General features: G+C 48.1%; 16 protein-coding genes. 6 read left to right on the forward strand and 10 right to left on the reverse strand.

The window, feature by feature from the left end; genetic code table 11:
• The 6 genes from H6G50_RS11040 to H6G50_RS11065 form a co-directional block, all read right to left on the reverse strand.
• Positions 1 to 939: a trypsin-like peptidase domain-containing protein gene (locus H6G50_RS11040; protein WP_190716112.1), complete on the reverse strand. Its 939-nt coding sequence runs from the start codon at positions 937 to 939 to the stop codon at positions 1 to 3.
• Between the two features lie 303 nt (positions 940 to 1,242).
• Positions 1,243 to 2,574, reverse strand: a complete 1,332-nt coding sequence (locus tag H6G50_RS11045) for a cytochrome P450 (protein ID WP_190716114.1) — start codon at positions 2,572 to 2,574, stop codon at positions 1,243 to 1,245.
• 20 nt (positions 2,575 to 2,594) lie between these two features.
• The gene (locus H6G50_RS11050; protein ID WP_190716116.1) at positions 2,595 to 3,248 is read right to left on the reverse strand and encodes a DUF1295 domain-containing protein; all 654 of its coding nucleotides are present in this window, start codon (positions 3,246 to 3,248) and stop codon (positions 2,595 to 2,597) included.
• A 317-nt stretch (positions 3,249 to 3,565) separates the two neighbouring features.
• Positions 3,566 to 5,899, reverse strand: coding sequence for a response regulator (locus H6G50_RS11055; RefSeq protein ID WP_190716118.1), 2,334 nt, complete (start codon positions 5,897 to 5,899; stop codon positions 3,566 to 3,568).
• Positions 5,900 to 5,913: 14 nt separating this feature from the next.
• On the reverse strand, positions 5,914 to 7,683 hold the full coding sequence (locus tag H6G50_RS11060) for a type IV pilin-like G/H family protein (protein WP_190716120.1): 1,770 nt from the start codon (positions 7,681 to 7,683) through the stop codon (positions 5,914 to 5,916).
• Positions 7,684 to 7,963: 280 nt separating this feature from the next.
• Entirely contained in the window at positions 7,964 to 9,538 is a 1,575-nt protein-coding gene (locus H6G50_RS11065) for a serine/threonine-protein kinase (RefSeq protein ID WP_190716122.1), read from the reverse strand.
• A gap of 550 nt (positions 9,539 to 10,088) precedes the next feature.
• On the opposite strand from H6G50_RS11065, the gene H6G50_RS11070 reads away from it, so the two are divergent.
• Positions 10,089 to 11,018 (forward strand): tetratricopeptide repeat protein, encoded by a 930-nt coding sequence (locus tag H6G50_RS11070; protein ID WP_190716124.1) that lies wholly within the window; start codon positions 10,089 to 10,091, stop codon positions 11,016 to 11,018.
• Between the two features lie 118 nt (positions 11,019 to 11,136).
• Entirely contained in the window at positions 11,137 to 11,784 is a 648-nt protein-coding gene (locus H6G50_RS11075; RefSeq protein ID WP_190716126.1) for an LON peptidase substrate-binding domain-containing protein, read from the forward strand.
• A gap of 56 nt (positions 11,785 to 11,840) precedes the next feature.
• Here H6G50_RS11075 and H6G50_RS11080 read toward each other — a convergent pair whose 3' ends face one another.
• Positions 11,841 to 13,238, reverse strand: coding sequence for a DUF4335 domain-containing protein (locus tag H6G50_RS11080; protein ID WP_190716129.1), 1,398 nt, complete (start codon positions 13,236 to 13,238; stop codon positions 11,841 to 11,843).
• The gene (locus H6G50_RS11085; protein WP_190716131.1) at positions 13,235 to 13,864 is read right to left on the reverse strand and encodes a DUF3038 domain-containing protein; all 630 of its coding nucleotides are present in this window, start codon (positions 13,862 to 13,864) and stop codon (positions 13,235 to 13,237) included. The genes H6G50_RS11080 and H6G50_RS11085 overlap by 4 nt, the downstream gene beginning before the upstream one ends.
• 212 nt (positions 13,865 to 14,076) lie before the next feature.
• Here H6G50_RS11085 and H6G50_RS11090 point away from each other — a divergent pair, with 212 nt between their 5' ends.
• The 3 genes from H6G50_RS11090 to hisG all read left to right on the forward strand — a co-directional run bounded on the left by H6G50_RS11090 (position 14,077) and on the right by hisG (position 17,222).
• A complete protein-coding gene (locus H6G50_RS11090; RefSeq protein ID WP_190716132.1) occupies positions 14,077 to 14,595 on the forward strand; it encodes an adenine phosphoribosyltransferase in 519 nt (172 codons plus the stop codon).
• A gap of 415 nt (positions 14,596 to 15,010) precedes the next feature.
• Complete coding sequence (locus H6G50_RS11095) at positions 15,011 to 16,507, forward strand: hypothetical protein (RefSeq protein WP_190716134.1); 1,497 nt, start codon at positions 15,011 to 15,013, stop codon at positions 16,505 to 16,507.
• Positions 16,508 to 16,589: 82 nt separating this feature from the next.
• A complete protein-coding gene (hisG, locus tag H6G50_RS11100; protein WP_190716136.1) occupies positions 16,590 to 17,222 on the forward strand; it encodes an ATP phosphoribosyltransferase in 633 nt (210 codons plus the stop codon).
• Between the two features lie 614 nt (positions 17,223 to 17,836).
• On the opposite strand, the gene H6G50_RS11105 is transcribed toward hisG, so the two are convergent.
• Positions 17,837 to 18,124, reverse strand: a complete 288-nt coding sequence (locus H6G50_RS11105; protein ID WP_190716138.1) for a DUF4090 family protein — start codon at positions 18,122 to 18,124, stop codon at positions 17,837 to 17,839.
• Between the two features lie 115 nt (positions 18,125 to 18,239).
• On the opposite strand from H6G50_RS11105, the gene H6G50_RS11110 reads away from it, so the two are divergent.
• Positions 18,240 to 19,112: a type IV pilin-like G/H family protein gene (locus H6G50_RS11110; RefSeq protein WP_190716140.1), complete on the forward strand. Its 873-nt coding sequence runs from the start codon at positions 18,240 to 18,242 to the stop codon at positions 19,110 to 19,112.
• Between the two features lie 26 nt (positions 19,113 to 19,138).
• On the opposite strand, the gene H6G50_RS11115 is transcribed toward H6G50_RS11110, so the two are convergent.
• Positions 19,139 to 19,801 carry a class I SAM-dependent methyltransferase gene (locus H6G50_RS11115; RefSeq protein ID WP_190716142.1) on the reverse strand — a complete coding sequence of 221 codons (663 nt, stop codon included), beginning with the start codon at positions 19,799 to 19,801 and terminating at the stop codon, positions 19,139 to 19,141.
• Positions 19,802 to 19,804: the final 3 nt, after the last annotated feature.

A 19,804-nucleotide genomic window follows, 5' to 3' on the forward strand; every position in this document is an offset into this window, starting at 1 on the left:
CTAACGCACCATTGCGGCGGCTTGTGCTGCCCACTGGGGAACTTGTACGCCGCGATTGATAACGTCGGAAACTCGACCATCGGGGAGTCGAACGCCTTCCGGTCGCCGGTTGCTACCCGCATGGAGTCCGATAATATAAAAACGGCCGTCGTCGAATTGGGCGAAAATGGCACTGCCGGACGCGCCGGGATTGGTGTCGCAGTCGTGGAAGAGTAGCCCGGGTTCGGTACTGACGATGCTACACCCGATGTTGACTCCGGCGGTTTGTCCCGGTTGTCCGATCGCTGGATCTTTAGGAAAATCGCCGGAATACCCAGCTAGGATAATTTTCCCTCGGACGGCGGCGCGCGTTTGCGGGTTGGAAAAGTCGATGCTGCGCCAGCCCATATAACCGTAGGTGTCGCCGAGGGGTTGGTCGATTTTGAGAATCGCCCAATCTTGGTCTACATTTTCCGAGCCGGATTTCCAGCCGTAATCGTAGCCGATAACTGTCGCTTCATCCAGGGCTGCGCCTTTAATCGTGCTGGGTTTGAAGCTGAGGGGGCGGCGGAAGGGTTTCCCGGTATTGGGATTGATTAAGCAGTGAGAGTTGGTGAGGACGACATCGCGCCCGATTAAGGTTCCGGTGCAGGAGTAGGAGGAGTAACCATCGTCGCCGACCATCTCGATGCGACCGATCGCGGACCAAGGGAAGGCGCGCGATAGAATGGGGAGGCGATCGTCTTCTGAGATAATGACTCGACTATCATCGTCGGGCAGATCGGACTGGGCGCGATCGCTCGGCACAAAGGCAGCACCATCGGTACTCGGCTCAAATGGTAACGCGATCGGCTCGACTTTTTTCTCGGCGGGGGTTGGCGATTGCGCCGCTACCCAATTCGCCGATCCAGCGGTTAGGAAGGTAGCAGAAAGAAGGATAGAAACAAGAGAATGCTTCACGAATATAAACTCCTGGATAACAGCACATTGTCGGCAACGTTCTAGCACTCCCCCGGCGTTTTTAGCGTTACGGTTCGGGCTAGCGCGATTCGGAATATAGGCTATTATTCCCTAGGATTCTTCGAGGTGATAGCTCTGTTGCTGAAATTGATACGAGATATAGCGCTACTCACCGAAGAATGAACGCTCTCTAAAGTTTAAAGCATTGGCTGGTGGGCGCTGCCCACCCTACTTAATGTCCTAACTCTGTTGCTGAAATTGATACGAAATATTTTCAGTGGGGATAGATTTGACCAAACGTTATTAGCAGCGCGAAAAGCGAACTTTTAAACCATCGCGGGGATGGGGCGTAGGAATTGCAACCAGGGAAAGGTCTTGTTCCGGTAATAGTTCCCATTGATAATCTCGCACTAATAAGGCGGCAAAAATTCGCATTTCTAGCTTGGCGAACTCTTTGCCCAAACATTCTCGCAAACCGCCGCCGAAGGGAATATAACCGAAGTTTTTCTGCTTTTCGGGGCTGTTTTCAGGACTGAAGCGATCGGGATCGAATTGTTCTGAATCGGGGTAAAGATCGGCTTCTTTGTGGGTTTGGAGTATTTGATATTGAATCTGCCATCCTTGGGGGATGCGATACCCGTTGAATTCAAAGGGCGCGATCGCTTCCCGAAATCCGCCGCCGACGGGAGGGATAAGGCGCAGGACTTCTTTGAGAACGCGATCGAGATAGGTTAAGGATTTGAGGTTTTCGGCGGTGAGGGGCGACGCGATCTTGTTGGCTTTCAATTCTGCACGGATGCGCTCTAAAATTTGGGGATGTTGTGCCGTTAACAGGCAAAATGAGGCGATCGCGGAAGTTAGCGTTTCGTGTCCTGCGAATAATAGCAGCAAAACTTGGTCTTTAAGTTCTTCTAAGGTGAGTTGGTTTCCTGCTTCGTCCCGCGCTTGCAATAATATTCCTAAAGCATCGTTCCCCAATTTATTTTCCTGTTGTCGTTGGCGAATAATTTTTTCAATTCCCTGGAGCAATCCCTTTCGCGCTTGCAACGCTTTACCAAACTTTGTCCAAGGCAGCGAAATAGGAATGCTGAAAAGTCCTTCGCACCAAGTTTCAAATAAATGCCCCAATGACGTTTGCGAAGTATTATCAACTCCCATAAATAGAGTTCCGGCAATATCAAATGTATAGTTCCGCAATTCGGGATACCAAGTTAAGGTTTCTTGGCGTTCCCAGCGCGCGAGATAATCGTTCGTGATGCGTTCGATGGTGGGGCTATAACTCGCGATCGCTCTCGGTTGAAAAGCTTGAAATAGAAGCTTGCGCCGAGAGGTATGAAATTCGCCGCTGCGAACGGCTAAGGAAGCAGGCCCTAGTAAGATTTTCGTACTTTTAGGCCAAGTCGATCGCACGTATTGTTCTTCATTTTTGAACAAAAATTGATTGGCATCCGCGCCTACCATAATAGCGGTGGAACTGCCAAAAACGTTGGTTTTAAAGATTTTTCCGTAGCGTTCGAGACGCTTTTTAGAAAAGTCGCGATCGAACAAAAATGCAAAGGTTTCACCTACGAAGGGCAAGCCGGAATTGCCGGGAGGTAAAGGGAGTTTTTCGAGTGTTTTTGTCTGAGAGGTCATTATTCTAAAATCGCGATTTCTTATTCGTTCAGTGTGGCAACCGTTTCATCACTTCTATTTCCCCAGAGTTTGGGGACAATCAGACCGGAATTTGCTTTATATTCCTCAAATTCGGGGTAGCGGGAAAGCGATCGATCTTTTTTGAGCATATTGGGGATAAAGATGAGGGCAGCAAATCCCGCTAAAATCGCAAAAGGAAGCCAATGTTGGACGAGTAAAGCAAAGCCCGTATAAATCAAAATTTCGCCTAAATAGTTGGTGTTGCGGCAGCGAGCAAAAAAGCCTTCTGTTATCAGTCCGGGTCGATATTTTAGGGTGTAATATTTTTGGGCATCGCTTGAGTAGTGGAGAAAAATTCCGAGAATGGTCGTTGCGATCGCGCCCGCTACGAGGGGTAAGGGCGGCACGGAACCGCTGCTAATCAAGATATACGGCGCGATCCAGTATAAATTAATGATGAGGAAGGTGGGAATTGCCATACCGAGGGGGATTTCTTGTTCCCACTGGCGATCGGGATAAAGGCGATCTTTCAGCAGCCAGATAAAACCGTAGGTTCCGTGTAACGCGAGGTAAATCCAAGAACCGAGGGTGAAGTTTTGGTAAACCAGCATCAATCCCAGAATGACGAAGAAAGTACAGCCTTTGTGTAAGTTAATAACGTGCTTGATTTTCATTGCCTTAAGAATTCCCTTTACTCTATTTTAGGCGATGATTGGTGCAAACTTAGATTATATAGCATTTTCCGTTCGCGTGAGGTACAACGCACGGGCGAATGCCATTCGCCCCTACCTATCTCATTTCAATTTTTGTACCTCATCCCTTTAAAAAAAATGCTATATACCGAAATTTAGTTAAGAGGGAATTTCGCAAATGTGCGAGCTACCTTTCTTTACGATTGAACTCGCATTTATTGGTTTTTATGACTAAAGTTTGTTGCTCTGAAACCCGAAGGAATTAATTATTAATTTTGTCCGGAATTACGAATTACGAATTACAAAGAACGCACCTCTCGCAAAATGACCGTAAATAGCGTTTCCTCTTTCATTTGTACCTTAGAAATCGAGGCTTCTGCCAGAAATTCCTCGCCATTCTTACGGCAGCCCCAAATCGCCTGACGTTCCCCCATGCGGCGCGCCGGACAAGTAGAACGCTCGAAATCCACCATATGCTGTTGGTGCGCTTGCTGGAAGCGCGGAGGCAGTAGCATATTGAGCGGTTGAGCGATCGCGTCTTCGGCAGTATAACCGAAAATTTTTTCTGCCCCTCGATTGAAGAGTGTAATGCGGTGTCGGCGATCGACAGTGATAATGGCATCGTCGGCAATGTCAATAATTTCGGCTAAGTGCATCCGAGTTTGTCGCAACGCCTTTTCAACTTGTCGGCGTTCCTCGAGTTCGCCGCGCAGCAGAGCGATCGCGCGCACTAATTCCTCGGTTTGTTCTGTAACTTGTCGTTCCAACTCATTATTCGTTTGGCGAAGCGCGATTTCCGAGCGCAAACACTCCATCGCTTCCCGTTGTTGAAGCGTCGCTAGGTTATTCTGGTTTTTCAAGCGCTCGAGGCGATGGACGATGCGACTCACCAATTCCGGGCCAGCGATCGGTTTAGCGATGAAATCATCCGCCCCCGCCGCTAAGACTTGGTTCGCCGTTTGCGTATCGGCACAAGCCGTTAAAATAACGATCGCAAGGTCATACCAGCGCGCGTCGTGGCGCACTGCTTGGCATAACTCCAAACCGCTGACTCCCGGCATTTTTAAATCTAAAACCAGCAAATCGGGCGCAGTCGCATCCAAAGTTTGCCAAAATTGCTGGGGATCGCTGAGGGTGGTGATTTGCAGCCCCCACGGTTGCAGTAAAGTCGCGATCGTTTGCAGCAGTTCGGTATCGTCATCCACCACCAGCACCTTCGCTTCGATGGGATCGGTGCGATTGAGAATGCGACTCACCTGCTGCAAGACTTGCGGGCAAGACATCGGCTTTTGCAAGTATAGCCGCCCGCCGCAGCGCAAGACTTGCAAGCGCTGCTGCAAATCGCTGCCAGACGAGAGCGTGAGGACGGGGATCGCGGGCTTTTGCTGCTGCAATTCGCTTAAGAAATGAAGGCTATTATCGAGGCGGGCAGACACGGCGAGATCGAGCAGAATAAGATCGGGCTGTTCTCGTTCGATCGCTTGGCGCGCGATCGCTAAACTCGTGGCAATATCAGCGCGCAGTCCCCAATTAACGGCTTCGGCGGCTAGGGCTTCAGCAGCAGCGCGATCGCGGTCTACAATGAGCAGTAAGGGGATCGCAGCCTGCTTTTGGGAGCCGGAAACTTCCCGCCGCAACCGGGAAGCAAGCTGTTGGAGGCGATCGACTTCCTCGACTTTCGGCACGGCGATAAAGTCCGCCGCTTGCAAATGTCGTTGCAGCGAGTGGGCGAGTTGCGAAGCGCGATCGAACCCAAACGTCCCCAAAGAACCGGCGAGGGTGTGCGCTTCTCGTTCCGCCGCCCGTCGCAGTTCCGGACTGGCGTTCCCGCGTTTCAATGCCGCGATCGCGCGTTCCAATACCCCGATCTGTTCGCTGATGCGCGGTTGGAAGCGCTGCCATACTTCCGCGATCGCGGATTGGGTTTGTTGTCGGCTCGCTAACCCCTCTTTCGCTTCCTCTAACGGTTTGAGGCGGTAGCCAATCCCGTACACCGTTTCAATCGCATCCGTCGGCGCGCCTACTGCCTTTAATTTGTGCCGCAAGCCTTTAAGATGGGTTCTAACGGCTTGCTCGCTGGGAACTTCATCAAACGACCAAAGATTTTCCAAAATTGCATCGCAACTGAAGACGCGCCGATTGTGCCGCAGGAACAGTTCTAGCAGCGCGTATTCCTTCGCCGTCAGCGAAAGAGGCTGGGTTCCGTAGGTGACATTGCAACTTTCGGGATCGAGGCGCAACTCGCCCCATTCCAACACGGCGGGAGTCGTCGTTGGATTGCGGCGCAAGAGGGCGCGAATCCGAGCCGATAGTTCTTCGGGATCGAAGGGTTTGACGATATAATCATCCGCTCCCGCATCTAAGCCCATCGCTTTATCGTGACTGGTATTGCGAACGGTGAGTAACAGGATTGGCATCCGGTAGCCGCGCGATCGCAAGCGCTTGCAGAGGCTCAAACCGTCGAGTTGCGGCAGACTGACATCCAGCAGCAGGAGATCGTAGCTAAAGCTTTGGATGAGTTCCCAGGCTGATTCGCCATCGGTAGCGACTTCAACGGTATAGTTGCGATCGCTCAACGTCGCAACCAGGGCTTCGGCGGTTAATTCATCGTCCTCTACGACTAGAATTTTCATGAATATTTACTATTTTATCGATCGCGTTTTGCTTGCTCGATCGCTTGGATGGCTTGCGATCGCGCCGCCTTATCCTGAAGGCGATCCGTTAATAAACGCAAAGCTTCATAGTACTGCTTCTCGGCTCTTGGGTCATCGAACTGATCCCCGATTTTTAGGTTCGGTGATAACTTTGGCAAACCAAAACTTTTGCGTATATCCTTGGAAAACGTCGACTTATCTTCAATAATCTGTCGTGCTAGCGCGATCGAGATTCGTGCTTTTGCGTTTACATCCTTAATTGTTCCTATCCCAGATATGGCGCGCTCCAAATCTTCGCCCGTTTTCAAGTACGGCACAATTGTTTCAAAGGCTCTCGCTTTAATATCTGGATCGGAGATTTTTGCTAGCGTTAACATCGAGCCTTTATCCTCGGACTGCGAAGTTGCCTCATCTAGAGCCTGATAAGCTAACTTAAAACCTTCTCCTGACGGAACAATTTCTCTCCCTCCACCCAAATTTATTGTACCGATGGGACAGCGAATTACTCCATTCTCAATCCACGGTAGAGCCATCATCCGTTGTTTGAATGTATTTGCTTCTACCGTACTATCTTCACAGAGAAATGTGTCAGTTGTAAGCTCCCCCTGCCGCTTGTCAGAAAAAACAATACCCACATAGCCTTTAAACTTACGCTGACGGGGAAGCGCATAATTAATCGCAAATAGCGGCGTTCTAACCGTTTGATATTGATAATTTTTAGTTGACGGGGGAATGCCAATGCCTAACTTTTCTAAGCTCTCAGCAAACTCGTTGTTTTCCAAAAAATAAGCCTGTTGAGCGCGATTCATCGATCCTACATAAGTTCGTCCTTCCGTAATGTAGCGATAAACTCCAAACAACGGCAACACCAGCAAACACAACCCCACCGTACCGTATTGCAGCAACGCCAAGCGCCCCAAACGCCCGTAATGTACCTTTGCACGTTTTGCATCTCGTTCCGTCGCCTGTAACGCCGCTAGCGCTTCCCGCGCACTCTCGTAGCGCTGTTCCACCGCTGGAGCGATGAGTTTATCCAACCAAGCGGCAAATTCTGGCGACAAATTAACTTTATCCCGAAATTGCAAGCGCATTCGATGTTGAGATAATTCCCCCGGAGAAACGCCCGTTACAAGATGAATTAAAGTTGCGCCCAACGCATACAAATCACTCGCCGCTACCGCACGTCCCCAAAGTTGTTCGGGCGGTGCATATCCTCCCGTTCCGACTACGGTAAAAGTCACGCCTTCTGCTTTTGCTTTATCTTGTACTGCCCCGAAATCAACCAGATGAATTTTGCCGTCTTGCCCTTGAATAATATTGCTCGGTTTAATATCTCGATGCAGAACCGGGGGACTAAGTTCGTGCAGGTAAATGAGAATTCCGAGTAATTGTCGAGCAATATTTTTAACTTCAGCCTCGCCGAACGTTTCACCATTTTTGAGTAACTTTTGCAGCGACGAACCGGGAATATAGTTTTGGACTAAGGCAAACCACGGCAGTCCATCGCCTAATTCTTTCTCGACGGAAAAGTAATCTAAATAACGAGGAATTTTGGCAAAGTTGAGATGTTTAAGAATTTGGGCTTCGCGCTCGAATAGTTTAACATCTTGCCATTGGGTTTGCGGGCTAAAGGGAAGGAGTTTAACAATTACGTCTTGATGGGATTGAGTATCTTCTGCACGCCAGGTTTGCCGCGTGGGATTCTGACTCAGTTGTTCTTTTAGTTGATAGCGTTCTTGTAAAATTTGTTGGGATTTTAGCATGATTGATTTTTTGGATTAAGGGGTTGTATAGCGCTACTTTGAACGTGAAGCTAGGTCTTTGAACGCTGAAAGTCTTTGCGGATGGATGTTGTTCGCCTTACTTAATGTTTTAATCAAGTTGTGTAGCTCTATAAGAATAGGAGAACATGGCATGAATCGGTGCATTACGCTTCGCTAACACACCCTACGGTTCCTTGTTTAAGCTAAGTTTGTACATTGCATGGTTTTCTCTGTCTGCGATTAGAGAAATGGTGCGTTACGCTTCGCTAACACACCCTACTTACTCATTTAGAACTCTGGTGGTGCTGCGCTCTCTTTTTATTTTAGCAATCCAATCTTCGATCTCTCGAACAATCCATTCGCGCTCGTGTTCGCTTAAATGTTTGCCCAAAATATACTTGTCTGAGGCAACTTCAATAACAATTCCATCCCAAGATGTTGCTTCAATGGCTTCAATCTCAGAAAGCGAGTGATTTCGAGACTGTCCGATGCTTTTCCCAAAAAAACGTATGGGAGGTTCGAGAAAGAAGCGATCGTAATATTGCGTATGATAGTAGGATCGGGTTTGATAATCGTAAACGGGACGAAGATATTCATAGTAAAAAACAAGGGATGAAAAACCAATTTTGCGCTCTATCCATTGATTGAGTTCTGTGAATATATTTTGAATTTCAGATTTATTCTGTTTCCAAGACCACCGCATTAAATAGATTAGTATGGGTGGAATAATCCAGGCGACAATCATTAATTCTCCTAGAAATATCCTAGATATTACCGATAAAATTATGACTATTCCAATCATAAAAGGAAGCAAAAAAAAGATTCTCGATCCAATCGCTAGCATCAACTTGCCGAGGAGGGTTACAACTAACTGAAGACGATTGTTTAGCGATCGCGGCCGGGGTGGTATCTTAATCGCTAAGCGTCTGGAGGATTTATCGAGCTTAACTTTGCTGCCCTCTGGCTTGGCAATTTTTGGCAGTGTCGAACCCGTTTCCAAGGCAGCTAAAGCTTGTTCGGCGGAACTAAAACGCCGTTCTAAATCGGGTTCGATTAATGTTTCCAACCAGCGCGCCCAACTCAGACGAAGCGTAACTAAATGTCGGAAGTCGAGACGCAGGTTTTTCTGCGGTAATTCTGCGGGCGGAATTCCCGTTAGCAGGTGAACTAAGGTTGCGCCCAACGCATACAAATCGGAGGCGGGAACGGTTTTTCCCCAGAACTGCTCTAAGGGTGCATATCCTGCGGTTCCGACGACGGTAAAGGTTGCGCCTTCTACAGTTGTCGCATCGCAAACGGCTCCAAAATCGATGAGGTGAACGTCTGGGGAGGGGGAGACGGGGTGAGGGGGTACTTCGGCTCCGCTCAGTAACAGGGGGGACTGGGGGAGGTTTAAGATTAAGTTGCTGGGTTTGATGTCGCGGTGGAGAATGGGGGGATTGAAACCGTGTAAGTCGCGCAGAATTTCGAGGACTTGAACGGCGAGCGATCGCACTTGTTCTTCGGTAAAACGATACCCTTCATCGAGCAATTCTTGCAAGGATTTACCGGGAATATAATCTTGCACTAGCGCGAACCAACACAATCCTTCGCCTGCTTCAGCATCTAGGGAAAAATAGTCGCGGTGGTGGGGAATGCGGGGAAGATCGAGGGATTTCAGCACTTGCGCCTCGCGTTCAAACAGTTTGAACTCTTCCCACTGCATCTGCGGACTGAAGGCGAGGAATTTGACGATGACAGCGGTGGGCGGTGCGGTGGCGAGATCTTGCGCTAGCCAAGTTTGACGACTGGCGTTGTTACCGAGTTGTTCTTGAAGGCGGTAACGTTCCTGAAGCAGTTGCTCGGCGTGTAGCATGGGTTCGCTCCTCGATGGGGTAGGATGCAGAAATCGGGCTAATGGAAGCTAGACGCGATCGCGTCCCTAGACCTTCTCTTCAACAGTTATAGCCCAAATTCCGCAACTCTCTTGTACCTCAAGCCGTTGGTTAGACTACACTGTAAATACAAATTTTTCAACAAGAGCTATTGCAGGAAATCAATCGGGGGTTTGAGGATTCGCGAGAGCGGGGTTTCCGCTGAACGTAGCTGTTAGCGCGAACTTGCAATTCACGTCTGATGTGCATTATCCAAAAGTCTTGATTTCCCTCACCCCCAGCCCCTCTCCCAATCGGTGGGAGAGGGGAGAAAGAACAGTAATATCTATCTTTCTGGTTTCTAATTCACATTAGACGTAATTCTCAAAATTGGACTCAATCTATATTGTTATCGTGTTTGATGTTTCCTAAAATATCCTTCAGAAATTCGACAAGCCCGATCGATCTATGTGGAGTAGTTTATTTGACAAGACTGTACGCAATATCTCTATTACTTTAATCCTCAGTAGTTTTTCTACATCAGCTTGGGCATTGCCTGCGTACACAGATACATCTCAGTCAAAAATCACTGAGATTGCTCAATCTTCTTTTGAAGATATTTCCGATCGCAGCGATCGCGCTTGGAAATTGCTCGGTACTTCTCAATTTCAGGAAGCAATAAATGAATTTAGCCGCGTTATTGAGTTAGATGCAAACTTCCCTCAAGCTTACCTTGGCAGAGGTAAAGCTTATCGGGAAGCAGGAGACTATCAAGCTTCAATTCAAGACCTCTCCACTCAAATTCAAGTCGATCCGTTTGGTGCTGCTTATTATGAAAGGGGCTTAACTTATCAGGCGTTAGGAGAACCGAGAAGAGCGCTTGAAGATTTTAACCAAGCGATCGCGTCGTCTACCCCCGATTATGAATTTGTCGCTGATGCCTATCGTCGTCGAGGGCTAATTCGTCAAGATCTCGGAGACATAAATGGCGCGACTGAAGATTTTCGAGAATCCCAAGAAATTTACCGCAAACTGGGGATAACTCCTCCTGTTGCTGAAGTATTACCTCAGAATCTATGGCAACAATCCTATACCCCTTCTCGTCTTCAATGGCTTTTCATCAATTTGAGTGGAAAAGGAGAAAGAACTCCATGCGGTGTTTATGATTTAGAGGGTAGAGCGCGTGCATGGTACGAGTGGCAAAGTCCTAACCCTAAAGACGATCGGCTAGGTTTAGACGTTTTCACGCTCCCAAGCGATACAAATTCCATTCCCGACCGTAATTTTTGTATGATGACAGCCCTCGGAAATCTGAAGGTAGAAGCTTTTAGGATGGAAAGCAATCCGCCTCCAGTTAAGCTTCGCCATTTTCAATTTAATCCAGAGGGTCAAGCTCTTATCGGAACCTATGAATGTTTAGTGCCACCAACAACGACAGCAGAAGACTCGAATACCGATCGATTTGAAAATATCTGCCGTTGAAGGATAAAGTACCTCTGCGTCTGCGGTGGAGCCGAGCCGTTCTCTGAATTGGGAAGCTCGAGCTTCACAAAATTCGTTAAAGTAGTAAGGATCGAGGTTAGCGTTCCTACAAAGCATAATGGCATCCATTTCCTCCCTTGCAGTCCGAGAACTCCCTCTATTTCCGCTCCCGGACGTTGTATTGTTTCCGAGTCGTCCTTTGCCACTGCACATCTTTGAGTTTCGCTACCGGATTATGATGAACACGATCCTAGAAAGCGATCGCCGCTTCGGGGTTTTGATGTTCGATCGCAATCAGGGGCAAATTGCCAGTGTGGGATGTTGTGCCGAAATCGTCCATTTTCAGCGCTTGCCCGACGATCGCATGAAAGTCCTGACTCTCGGACAACAGCGTTTTCGCGTTCTCGAATACGTCAGAGAGAAGCCCTATCGCGTCGGTTTAGTCGAGTGGATTGAAGATAACCCCCCCACGCAAGATCTGCGTCCCCTCGCCACTGAAGTCGAACAACTCTTGCGCGATGTCGTCCATTTATCGGAAAAACTCACCGATCGCGAAATGGAACTGCCCGACGATTTACCCAGCCTACCCACGGAACTTTCCTACTGGGTGGCTAGCAATCTTTATGGAGTCCCCTTAGAGCAGCAAGGACTCTTAGAAATGCAAGATACTGTGGCTCGCTTGGAGCGCGAATCGGAAATTCTCACGTCCACTCGCAATCATCTCGCGGCTCGCACCGCGCTCAAAGATGTTCTGCCCTCGGAATAAGAGGACAGATGCAAGCACTGAAGCCCCATTCCCCTAACGGGGGAGTGGGGTTATTTTTAAAAGGTGCTGACTTCTAACACGCCGCTGGGTTTAAACACGACTTTAAATTGACCCAAGGGTTTGTCCGGAACCAGATTTTTCCCTTCTTCAATCCCGGCGGCAGCGGGTTCGATTAAGCTCGGTAGGGGCGTTTCTTTGACATAATCGTAAGCGGATTGATTTTGAGGTTCGTAATCGGCGATCGCGCCATCTTCCGTCACGCCAACGCGAAATTCGAGAGGACGCGAATAGGAAGGAACCCCAGACCACGCTTTACGGATTTTCTCATAGGTATCCTTTTGCAAGCGCTCCAAAGTGGCGGAATCTTCGATTTGCGGACCGTAAGTTGCTTTGCCGCGAGTTCCCAACCACGGACTCACTTGCAGTACGGAATTTCGGGTAAAAACAACGCGATACTCCGCGATCGATTCTTGCTTGCCCAAATCGGTGGGCGTGTAGCGCAACTGCGGTAAGGGCGTGAGTTCTGCCGCTCCCTCGGAAGTCCCCTCCACCGGCTTAAAGTCGATAATCGAACCGCCTTTGGTGACTGCAACGCGATATTGCAATCTATTTTGCACGCGATCGCGCTCTTGCCATGCTTCATCGAGCTTGCGGCGCAAATTGCGCTCGATATATTCCACCGTCGTCGGATCGGTAATTTGCGATGCTTGCAATGCCTCCAATTGTTCCGGAGTTAGCGGACTGGCGGCGGTTGAGGGCGTTTCGGTCGGAGTTGGGGAAGCGCCGGGAGTCGGCGTGGGCGTGGGGGATGCCTGACCTTCCACCTGTTCCTTTTGAACCGGGCGCGGTTCTTCGATTCGTTTGGGAATCGGGAGCAGGAAGAAAAGTACCCCGGCGGCGGCTAAACTGGTAATGCCCAAGATCGCTGGGGCAGCCCGACGCGCGATCGGGACATCGGCTTGGCGATAGCGGCGACTTACGGGTGCAATCGTCAACCGCAGATCGGGCAGCGTTTGACGGTCGGCCAGCAACTGATCGATCGCTTCAACGAGATCGAACAATTGAACGGTTGTCAAATCCATCTCGACGGGTTCGCTAGAGACTTGAACGCCATTTTTTTCGGCTGTTGGATGCCAGATTAACCGATGCAGGTGAGAGTTATTATCGGTTTTACTAAAACTGATAATTCCCGCCTCGGTCTGATGGGCGGAGGGGTGACGAATCCCGCTGAGAAATTCCTGAGCGTAAGCGCTCGCTGCGTTCGCCAGACTATCTAAAAACTCCCGTCCCCCGCTTAAATGGGGTTCGATTCCCATAAATGCGCATTCGACATTAAAAGCTGTTGAAAGTACGGGTCTGCCATAATCCATTGCAGCTTGACCGGTGGGATCGCTCAGCCCCTCAATGACTAAGGTGCAGTTGGGCAAACTATACTGACGGCGAATCGTGGTCATCGTACCTCTCCATCGAACAAACCGATCCAAAAACGTTGGGTTCCGGCCGTGCCGGTACAGAACAACAGTTGATTTAATAATACGAGAGCGAGTTCGTTCAAGGCGCGATCGTCGGCATTATAAGCGGCAACACGCGCGCGACGCGGGTTCATGCGGCTGCGAAAATGCGCCCGAAAGCGCTCGAGGTATTCCGAGAGACGAAAGTGCTGCTCTAGGGGCAAGCGTTTATCTCGCATTTGCTGTTCGGCGAGGAGTAGTTGGCGAATGGAAACCGTTAACTGGCGCGCGCGAGAACAGGCGATAATGGTTAATGCTTTGGCTTCGTCGATGCTCAAAGAACTGCGACTGCGCGATCGCCGCCAGGGGTTGGTACGGCGTAAATTCCACAAAACGACCCGATGTTTGACAATTTCATCGAGTTCGAGTTCTTTTGCGGCGGCTAGCATTTTTTCCGAAGCGCCTAATTCGAGAGACTCCAGCGCGAGGAGAATGAGATCTAGCCGTTGTTTGACGCGCAAGGAACATCCTTCGTCGAGCAAGGGCGGGTTGGGCAAATTCTCCAGGATATACGGTTTTGAGAGGGCAGAGCTACTGCCATTCGAGATCGCGCTCGCAGAATCATTCATAATGGCTTGACGACGGTGGACAAACTCGCGGATTGCGCTCGGCTTCGTGCGGGCTGGCGCTGCACCGAACGAGATCGGTTTTCTAGTGTACTATTTTTCATGGTTGTCTCGATTGACGGCGATCGAACCGCAAGAGTGCCAGGAGGTTTTATTTCCTTCGTACTGGCAGCAACATTACCGCACAAACCTAGCATAGTAGCAGTATTCCTTCGATGGATTTAAAATCTCTCGTTCGCAACATTCCTGATTTTCCCAAACCTGGAATCCAATTTCGCGATATTACGACTTTGTTGCGCGATCCACAAGGATTGCGACATACTCTTGACACTTTGCATCAAAAGTGCATTGAAGAGGGGTTCGCGCCGGATTATGTCGTCGGGATGGAATCTCGAGGATTTCTGTTCGCTCCGGCTTTAGCTTATCAACTCGGTGCGGGGTTCGTGCCGGTGAGAAAACCGGGAAAACTGCCTGCTGAGGTGCATAGTATTGAGTACGATCTTGAATATGGTAGCGATCGCTTGGAAGTGCATCAAGATGCGTTCGAGAAGGGCGCTCGCATTTTAATCGTCGATGATTTAATTGCGACAGGCGGCACGGCTAAAGCAACAGCGGAGTTGATCCAACAAATGGGGGCAGAAGTCGTCGGTTTTGCCTTTATCATTGAGTTAAAAGATTTAGGGGCGCGATCGCTCTTGCCGGATGTACCGATTGTGACTTTGATCGAATATTAGTGCTATTTTAGCCTCCCAAACAACGCTATTTAAGGCTGTAGGTTTGGGAGGAGTTGGATCGATCCCTTAATCCCTCAACTGCTCGCAGTTTATCGAGAGCGGAGCGGCTAAAGAATTTTCAAGCTTTCCGGCTGACAAATCCATGATCTCCCATAATTTTCTGAACAATGCAGTTAATGAAGTTAGCTTCCTAAGCATTTTTGGGTTTTCGCTACTAGGGCTAATCGCCTATGGAGTTTTGAAAGTTTACGGAGGTAATAGCAACGAGCGTGTGAGCCATCCCCCCTCCAACGCTCCCCAGCAGAAGCGCGATCGCCGAACCAACAATTGGTTCTTGTGGGTACAAATCAGTTTTGCGATCGCTTTTTTCAGCATCTATGCGTATTTAATTCTGAGTCAAACTACCTTTGCTGGCATGGATAATAGCATTCTAACCCTGTTTTCAGTCAGGGGCAATCGCTATTTTATGCCGATCTGGGGCGCTTCAGGTCGATTTTTTCCCTTGGGGCATCAAGAGTTTAACATCGTTCGTCTCTTTAGTAAAACACCTTTCAGCTATCACTTATTTGCAGTCTTGCAACTTCTCATTTTTTTGCCCGTTACCTTTATCTTTTTGAGAAGATGTCAGATCGGTTATCGGCTACCACTTTTATTGATAGTGACGACCGCACCCAGTTTCGTAATTCCTTTTTTTGGGCTAGTCTATCCCGAAAGAAATATAATTTTTTTTCTCATCTTTTTTTTCCTATTTTTGAACGAGTTCAACATCTCAAAATCTCGCTGGTCATTTTGTGGGGCATTAATAGCAGCGCAGTTTACTCTCTATTATAAAGAACCCGTATTTATTCTGATAAGCAGTTTTGCTTTAAGTCGTCTCCTGCTCAACTTTCCATCTCAAGAAAAAAGCTATAGCTGCCGAAAGATGCTTAATTTTGCAAAGCAGCAATGGTTAGATTCTTCCTTAATTATTTTATCGTTAATTTATATCCTGTTATATGCGATCGTAACGATTCCGAACTTAGGAACACCTTACGCAGCAGATATAGTTGCTCGTAACACAGAACTAATGGTTCTAGGGACTTATCTTGAATATAACCCCTTGCTCCTCATTTTTGGATTAGTATTTATTGTAAGAATTGCTAATGTAGCGATCGCGAAAAAAGCGTTCGATCGCTTCTGGGATCCCTTGGCATTGGGAACACTTTTGTATGGATTGGCTTATATTAAGCTTAAGCTCATCAGTATGTACTACATGGCTCCCGTTGACTTTTTGGGAATTTTGTATCTCGGATGGGTTTGCAATAAGCTGCTAAAAACCAGCACAAAAAAAATAAGTTTAATTTTGTTCGGAATTATTTTTATCGGAATATTTATCAGGAACTTAAGTATTTCTTCTTCGGAAATACTGAATTCAAAGAAGTATGAAGAAAGCAATATACAGCTAGTTGAATTTCTTAAAAACTATTCATCTCAAAATCGAAACAGAGATTCAGTAAGTTTATTATTTCCATCCAATAGCAACTATGAAGTCATGGAATTTTCCTCATTTATGGATTATCAAGGTTTAAAACTGCACCCTCGTAATTATCACAAAATGAAAGCTATCGAGCGCGAGCGGAGCGCTTGGGTTGTAAAAACGCAGAAACCTCTAAAAGAGGATAAGTGTATGTTGTATGCACCCTACAAATGCTATTATTTTAGCGCTCCGGAACCCGGCAATCTCATGGTCTTTTTGCCCAAATATAACGGTACGGCTAACGGGCGCAACATTGACCGCATTAAGAACGAGTCAGAGATGATATTTCAGTATCAGCCCAGTTTTTCAGCTTTAGAGAAAGTTCTTCGCTACTGGGCTGGGCCTCGTCGGATTGCTAAAGACTGGATGAATCTTTATGTGTTTAAAGTAGACTAAGGCGGGGTCGGGCAGGCCGAAAAATTTACCCCTAAAGCTATACAGTTATAAACGTTGAGCCTGCTTCCTAATTTCAATTCTAATGATTACCGTCGCATTACCCAAAGGCGCTCTGTTAAAAGATACCATTCATCTCTTCCAAAAGATCGGCCTCGACTTCAGTGCCTTCCTCGATTCGGGCAATCGCCTGCTTCAAATTTCCGATCCTACTGATACCGCTAAAGCGTTGCTCGTGAGAGCGCAGGATGTCCCCGTCTATGTCGAGTACGGACAAGCTCAGTTGGGAGTTGTGGGCTACGACGTACTGCGAGAAAAGTCCCCTCAAGTAGCCCAACTGGCAGATCTCAAATTTGGTAACTGTCGGCTGTCGGTAGCTGTTCCCACCACCAGTCCTTACCAACGCTCTTTTCAGCTTCCTCCTCACGGGCGCGTCGCCTCAAAGTTCGTTCACTGCGCCCGCGAGTATTTTCGCGCGCTAGACCTCCCGATTGAAATTATTCCGCTCTATGGGTCGGTAGAGTTGGGGCCGATTACGGGAATGTCTGAGGCGATTGTCGATTTAGTCTCTACTGGGCGCACCCTTAAAGAAAATGGTTTGGTGGAAATTGATGTTCTGTTTGAGAGTACCGCCCATCTCGTTGCTCATCCTTCGAGCTACCGTCTGAATACCGATGGTCTCCACGACTGGGTGGAGCGATTGCGCGACGCGATTTAAGGAGTAGCTCTACGGGCAGATTTTGCTCTCTGCCTTTAGCCTCCCATAGGCTCGCTGTCCCACAAATCGGCTCGGGTGTAGATTTTAGTCAATAAATCTTGACTTTTGGAGACGTAAGCCCTTCAACTCCTTTAAAGAGTTTTAAACTTTTTTTGCTGCTTTCACAGTGTTTTCACAAGGAACTGTCATACTTAATTACAGTGTGCAGATGATAGGTGTGCAGACATTCAACCCCACTCCCTTCCAGGAGTTGGGGCTTTTTTTTTCGCACTCTCCCCGCTCGATGGCTAGTAAAAACGCTGAATCTATAAATAAGGTTTACAATTAAATCTGGTAATTGTACTTAATTTTTGGCTAAGTTGCCCGCGATCGCGTTCCAATGTGACTAAATTTTTGAGGGGTAAGGGAAATCTACATAAATTATTAAATTCCTGATGAAGTTTAAAAATTTTACTGGAACTTTCACAATGTTTTCACGAGCCTATGTAATACTGATTTCAGTGTGCAGATGATAGGTGTATAAAACATTCAACCCCAACTCGCTTTAGAGTTGGGTATTTTTTTGGAGATACAAGGGCATGAGACGGCACTTAAAGCGTCTTGCCCCGTTTGACCTATTTACTGCTGTAGTAAAATGCGATCTCCTTGTCTTTAAGCGGGGCAAACTCGGCATCGAGCAGCATTTGGTTCAACTCATCTTGGGGGATATGCTTTGCACCGATGCGCACGATCCGCGATCGCATCGTGTTGGAAACGCCGCTGCGCTGCCGTCCGGCTTCAAATCCCATCACGCGCTGGTAGAGTTCGAGTTTGGCGCTTGGAATGGGGGAACCGTCGAAGTCGATTCCTTGTTCGATCGCGCGATCGATAGCATCGGCACCCTTGGTACTTTCAGAAGACATACGATTCAATCTCTCAAAAATTCAACCCGACCATTTTAGCGCGTCGCTTCGGGAACAAAACCAGGACGAATTGCTACACTAAAACATCAACTTGTTAAATAATCCAGGCTCGATCGTGTTGAAAGTCTTTGTATGTCGTCTCGCTGCGGTTGGGATGGTTGCTGGTTTGAGTGGGATTGTCCTTCCCAGTGCCAATCTCCCCGCAGTCGCGCAGTCTTCCCCAAGCGTCCAACCCCAAGCAACCTCACCCTTGCATGGCGAATGGCGCTTTAACGGGCCTACTCCCGAAGAATCGATCTCGCTGCTATTCTCTCCAGACGATAAGCTCTATTTCATTCTGCCGGATGGTGAAGGCTCTCAAATCGCCATTCAAATGAAATATAGCGCGCAATTTGACACCCAACCCAGCAGCCTCGATGTGATGGCTAGTGCTGAAGATAAAGCGCTGACGGTGTTCGAGCTAACCCCAGACGGGAAACTCCGCATTGATTTAGACGTGAGTCCGGGAGATTCTAGGCCTGAAAAAGTTGGGGAAAATGCGATCGCGTTCGAGCGCGTCTCCAACGCAACGCGCCCTCCAACTGATTTGCAAGTTATCGATCTGACCGCCGCCCCAGCTAAGACTGATGTTCCCGTACAGTTCATTAGCATTATTTTGAGCGGTCAAAGCGATTTTTATCGTAAAAATGGCAAATTTGCCGCTAGCGTCGAAGAATTGGGCTTAGCGACGGATTTAGAGACAGAAGAGTATCGCTATCAGCTTCAACCGGAGAGAGATAGCAGCAACAATACGATTGTTACTGCTACCCCAAAAGTGGAAGGACTTCCGAGTTATGCAGGCGCTATTTTTACCTCTGAGGATAAGGGAACTTCAACGGGGGGCATTTGTCGCAGCGATCTTCCTTCAACTACGCCGCCCTTACCCCTCAGTCTTAATCGCGAAACGGAAACCCTTGAATGTCCATCGGGTTCGAGTTTATTGAAATAATTTATCCCAACTCGATCTTAAAGTAACTAACGCTTTAATGCCAAAGTTAAACCGTCCGCGATCGGCACTAAACTGAGGGTAATGCGTTCGTCTCCATGCAACTTTTCATTTAAGGCGCGAATCGATCGCGTTTGATTGTCCTGTACTTCTAGATCGGCAACGCTGCCATTCCACAAAACATTATCGATCGCGATAACTCCGCCCCGACGCACTAACTTTAAAGCGCGATCGTAATAATTCTCGTAATTGCCCTTATCCGCATCGATGAAGGCAAAATCAAACGTTTCCGCCTCGCCATTTTCCAAAAGATTATCTAGGGTTTCTAAAGCAGGAGCAATGCGAAGATCGATCTTATCGGCTACGCCTGCTTGCTGCCAGTAGCGGCGAGCCATCTCGGTATATTCTTCGCTGATATCGCAAGCAATAACTTTACCGTCTGGCGGCAATGCAGCGGCAACAACTAAGGAACTATATCCGGTAAAGACTCCTACTTCTAACGTCTTTTTTGCACCAATTAATTGTACCAAAAGCGCCATAAATTGACCTTGCTCCGGTGCAATTTGCATAGTCGCTCTGGGATGATTTGCGGTTTCTTCGCGCAATTGTTTTAAAGTTTCTGATTCGCGCAAGGAAGTAGCGAGTAAGTAGTCTTGGAGTTGGGGTTCGAGTCCGAGCGTTTTTTTAGTCATGTT

This window comes from Oscillatoria sp. FACHB-1406, assembly GCF_014698145.1.
Classification (GTDB): Bacteria; Cyanobacteriota; Cyanobacteriia; order Cyanobacteriales; family Spirulinaceae; genus FACHB-1406.

Bases quoted from the DNA above. Each gene is read 5' to 3' on its own strand.
- H6G50_RS11045 (WP_190716114.1), bottom strand. From the start codon at position 2,574: ATGACCTCTCAGACAAAAACACTCGAAAAACTCCCTTTACCTCCCGGC.
- H6G50_RS11050 (WP_190716116.1), bottom strand. From the start codon at position 3,248: ATGAAAATCAAGCACGTTATTAACTTACACAAAGGCTGTACTTTCTTC.
- H6G50_RS11055 (WP_190716118.1), bottom strand. From the start codon at position 5,899: ATGAAAATTCTAGTCGTAGAGGACGATGAATTAACCGCCGAAGCCCTG.
- H6G50_RS11060 (WP_190716120.1), bottom strand. From the start codon at position 7,683: ATGCTAAAATCCCAACAAATTTTACAAGAACGCTATCAACTAAAAGAA.
- H6G50_RS11065 (WP_190716122.1), bottom strand. From the start codon at position 9,538: ATGCTACACGCCGAGCAACTGCTTCAGGAACGTTACCGCCTTCAAGAA.
- H6G50_RS11075 (WP_190716126.1), top strand. From the start codon at position 11,137: ATGGCATCCATTTCCTCCCTTGCAGTCCGAGAACTCCCTCTATTTCCG.
- H6G50_RS11080 (WP_190716129.1), bottom strand. From the start codon at position 13,238: ATGACCACGATTCGCCGTCAGTATAGTTTGCCCAACTGCACCTTAGTC.
- H6G50_RS11085 (WP_190716131.1), bottom strand. From the start codon at position 13,864: ATGAATGATTCTGCGAGCGCGATCTCGAATGGCAGTAGCTCTGCCCTC.
- H6G50_RS11090 (WP_190716132.1), top strand. From the start codon at position 14,077: ATGGATTTAAAATCTCTCGTTCGCAACATTCCTGATTTTCCCAAACCT.
- H6G50_RS11095 (WP_190716134.1), top strand. From the start codon at position 15,011: ATGGATAATAGCATTCTAACCCTGTTTTCAGTCAGGGGCAATCGCTAT.
- hisG (WP_190716136.1), top strand. From the start codon at position 16,590: ATGATTACCGTCGCATTACCCAAAGGCGCTCTGTTAAAAGATACCATT.
- H6G50_RS11105 (WP_190716138.1), bottom strand. From the start codon at position 18,124: ATGTCTTCTGAAAGTACCAAGGGTGCCGATGCTATCGATCGCGCGATC.
- H6G50_RS11115 (WP_190716142.1), bottom strand. From the start codon at position 19,801: ATGACTAAAAAAACGCTCGGACTCGAACCCCAACTCCAAGACTACTTA.